Below are 3,492 nucleotides of genomic sequence, written 5' to 3'. Positions count from 1 at the left end.
TAGCTCATAATGCATCTTTATAACTCGGTTGTTAGCCATAGTTTTCTCCTGTTTAGAATTTTATTTTGAGTTTGTATTTAAATTTAAGTTATCTAGTGGGCGCGGCTTTGGCTTCTTTGGAGTCCGGATATGAAGCCTTTAGCGCTTTGTAGAATTTATCTGCGCTGTCTTTATCGCCGATCTTATCGAAGCTGATCGCGGTGTGATAAAGAAGTTTTGGGGTGTAGTCTTGGCTCTCGTTGTGCGAGATGCTCTTTTTGTAATAGTTTATCGCTTCTGCGTATGAGCCGGAAAAATATGAAATTTCGCCCAGCATATAGTTTGCCTTAGCGGGCTTGTAATTTTTAGATACTAAATAATTGTAGCGCTCTTTTGCGCCGGAATAGTCTTTTTTGGCATATAAAGTGTCGGCCTCTTTCAACACCGAAGCCTGATCTTTTGATTTAAAATCGGAGTCTGATTTTGTACTAGCAGGAGCTGAAGCAGTGCCTGCGTCTAATTCAGCGTTTTTTTTTACGCTGCTGCCGCTACCTAATTTTTTATTAATTTCAGCAATTTGGGCTTTTATAGTTGCGATATCTCGTTTCATCTGATCTAGCTCGCTGTTACCTTGGCTTTTGCCAGTAGCGCGAATTTCTAGATCTGCCACCCTATTTTCCAGGTTCGAAATTTTAGAATTTGTTCCTTCAAGGACGCTTCGCAAACCTTCGACACTATCGCGTGTATTATCTACACTAGTTTGCATCTCGCTTATACGCTTGCGATTGTCGCGCAATACTTGTTCGTTTTCAGTTAACCCGTAAGAGCTACCGGAATCAATATTGCCAGCATCAAATGCGGAAGTTTCTGCATTTAAAAAAGTGGCGACTCCCAAAAGAGCCGCCATCGTGAAATTTTTAAATTTCAAATTAGAATCCAACTTTGAATTCGTCGCGTCTGTTTTGAGCATCGCACTCTTTAGAATGCTCTGTGCAAGCCATATTGCTCTCGCCGTAGCTTACTACGGAAATTCTGCTCTCATTTACGCCTTGAGCAACCAATGCGTCTTTAGCTGCAGTAGCTCTCTTTAGACCAAGAGCATAGTTGTACTCATCAGAACCCCACTCATCGCAGTTACCCTCAACTTTAACGGTTAGAGACTCTGCGCCTGCTTGGTTGAATAAAGCTGCGTTATTATTGATTGTGCCTTGCTGATCGGCTCTAATATTAAATTTATCAAAGTCGAAATAAACAGTACCAACTTCACTTTGGATCTGAGATGCCAAAGCAGCTAGTCTATCTGCATTACTTGTGCTTGTAGTATCGGCCTCTGGGGTCTTTTTAGAACAACCGCTCAATAATAGAGCAGCAACTGCTATCGAAGATAAAACTAAATGTTTCATTTTCTATCCTTTCAAAAAAAATTGAAGTCATTATATCACGAGATTTTTTAATATTTTACCAATCAACCGATTGAATTTTACCCACTCTTAACGGAAATTGAAAACTTTTATTCTCGTTAACCCTGATAATACCTACCGAGCTTCCGCTGCCGTCTTGCTTGATAAACATAATGCTGCCGCCATCGCTAGAAAATCTAGGAAACATATTTTTGCCACTAGCCGTTAACTGGCGAATCATATCGGTTTGGGTAGAGATTAAATATATATTAAATCCGCCCCCGCCGTCGCGACTAGAGTAAGTAACGTAATTACCATTTGTGCTGATGGAGTTATTATTTTTGCCGTGATAGACGAGCTGCTGAACGTTACCGCCGTTTATGCTAGTGGTAAATACGTTCGGATAGCCCAGACGATCGCTCACAAAAGCTACGCGCGAATCGCCGTCAATAAAATTTCCATTTACATCAATACCAGCGTAATCTGTAATTTGCTTAGCGCTGCCCGAGGCTATATCATATAAATAAATATCGGGTTGATCTTTAGGCGCATTTGTAATGAGAAGCTTTCTGCCGTCGGCGCTTACATCTGAAGCTATCGTCATGCCGTGGCCGGTAAAAATTTTACTCTTGCTGCCGTTGGATAGATTAAATTTATAGATAGCGGGGGTATTTTTATTGACGTAATAGGTATAATAAAATTCGTTCTGCGCCGCGCTTGCCCATTTAGGGAAGATATTTAATCCGCCGCGAAGCACCACCTGCTGGTAGGTAAGCGTATAGTCAGCCACCATGATCTCGCTCTCACGCGTCGAAGTGTAGCGAGAGAGCAAAATCATCTCCTTCATCCAATCGACGTTTGAGTACCCTAGCTGCTTGACGATCTCAGATACCGCCATATGGGCTAAAAACGGATATTTCTCGGCATTTGAAAGCGTAAAGCTCTTCTCGTACATCACCCTGCCGCTGTTTGCTTCGAGCACTTTGGCTTTTAGGCTCATCGGCGAGCTTTTATCACTTACCGCGTAACGCACGATAAGAGCGGCACCGCTAGAGCCTAGATTGTCGGAAGCGCTCGCATCATAGCTGCTTTGTAGATACTCGTCGCTGACTTCAAAAGTCGCGCCGACCTTTAGATCGCCCACCATAAGTTTAAAGAATTTGTTGCCAAATTCTGAATTTGCAAGGTTCGATGCATCCTGAACAACGATCTTAGGGAGATTTACCCCTTCGTTTACGATAGACATAGTCGCATCTGCCGCGAAAATGCTACTACAAAATGCAAGAATCAAAAGTAGTTTCTTCATCTTTTCTCCTTAATTTGATCTGATTTAACATTATATTTTAAAAAAATCGCAAATTTACGAGGCTTATTGTCTGGCGCTTTTACAAAGCGTTGTTCCGAAAGCCTCACCAAAAAGTTCTTAAGTTTTTTGCGGAATATTTCATCCCCTTCCAAATAATCTGTGCTATAATCAATAACTTTCCCATCAGCACTTAAGCTTACGTTGAGTAGCACGCTGCCTTCAGCAGGAGTCATTTTTTGCGCCCACCACAAATAACCCAGCTGCTTTTTAACATCATTATAATAAATTTTAATTTTATAGGAATTTTGAATTTCGGTGTTTAAATTTGAAGAGGTAGAATTTTTAGCAGAATCCACATCTTCTGCAAAAAGCATACAGCAAAAGGCAAAAATACAAAAAAGTCTCTTCACTTTTTTCCCTTACAAATTCTAATTTGTCTTCATTACGTCGGACATCCTAGTATCAATCTCGTGCGACGCTCCGTCGGGAGATTTCGGGAAACTCTGAGTCGATAGATTATCCAAAAAATCTCGCAACTTCTGGTTAAATTCCGTCTCTCGCCCCAGCTCTATAATAGTATAATCCGCTACTCGCCCATCTGCGCTAAAGACTATCTTAATCCTTGCGTCGTCCTTCGCGGTTGCCACATATCTGCTCCATAGAACTTGAAGCTTCTTCTCGATAGCGCCGTAATAAGCGTTATACTCGCCCGTCCTTTGCGTCCTGCCGCCAAGCTTATCGGATTTGACGACAGCATTTTTAGATGCCGCTTTATCCTTAGCACTAGAGGTGGCGGTTTCTTTATCG

The 3,492-nt window shown here is 41.7% G+C and carries 5 protein-coding genes; all 5 read right to left on the bottom strand.

Translation table 11 applies throughout. From position 1 onward, the window contains the following. Window positions 1-88 precede the first annotated feature (88 nt). Complete coding sequence (locus tag Q0614_RS11440; protein WP_298788820.1) at window positions 89-949, bottom strand: tetratricopeptide repeat protein; 861 nt, start codon at window positions 947-949, stop codon at window positions 89-91. Beyond that, entirely contained in the window at window positions 909-1,382 is a 474-nt protein-coding gene (locus Q0614_RS11435) for an OmpA family protein (protein WP_291938293.1), read from the bottom strand. The genes Q0614_RS11440 and Q0614_RS11435 overlap by 41 nt, the downstream gene beginning before the upstream one ends. A 55-nt stretch (window positions 1,383-1,437) precedes the next feature. Continuing rightward, a complete protein-coding gene (gene tolB, locus Q0614_RS11430) occupies window positions 1,438-2,685 on the bottom strand; it encodes a Tol-Pal system protein TolB (protein ID WP_298788818.1) in 1,248 nt (415 codons plus the stop codon). Beyond that, on the bottom strand, window positions 2,682-3,095 hold the full coding sequence (locus Q0614_RS11425; RefSeq protein ID WP_297962711.1) for a hypothetical protein: 414 nt from the start codon (window positions 3,093-3,095) through the stop codon (window positions 2,682-2,684). The genes tolB and Q0614_RS11425 overlap by 4 nt, the downstream gene beginning before the upstream one ends. A gap of 18 nt (window positions 3,096-3,113) precedes the next feature. After that, on the bottom strand, window positions 3,114-3,492 hold a 379-nt coding region (locus Q0614_RS11420; RefSeq protein WP_298788816.1), incomplete at its 5' end, for a TonB C-terminal domain-containing protein.

Origin of the sequence: uncultured Campylobacter sp. (genome assembly GCF_937997595.1) — a bacterium.
GTDB lineage: Bacteria > Campylobacterota > Campylobacteria > Campylobacterales > Campylobacteraceae > Campylobacter_B.
This window is presented reverse-complemented; position numbering and strand designations above follow the sequence as displayed.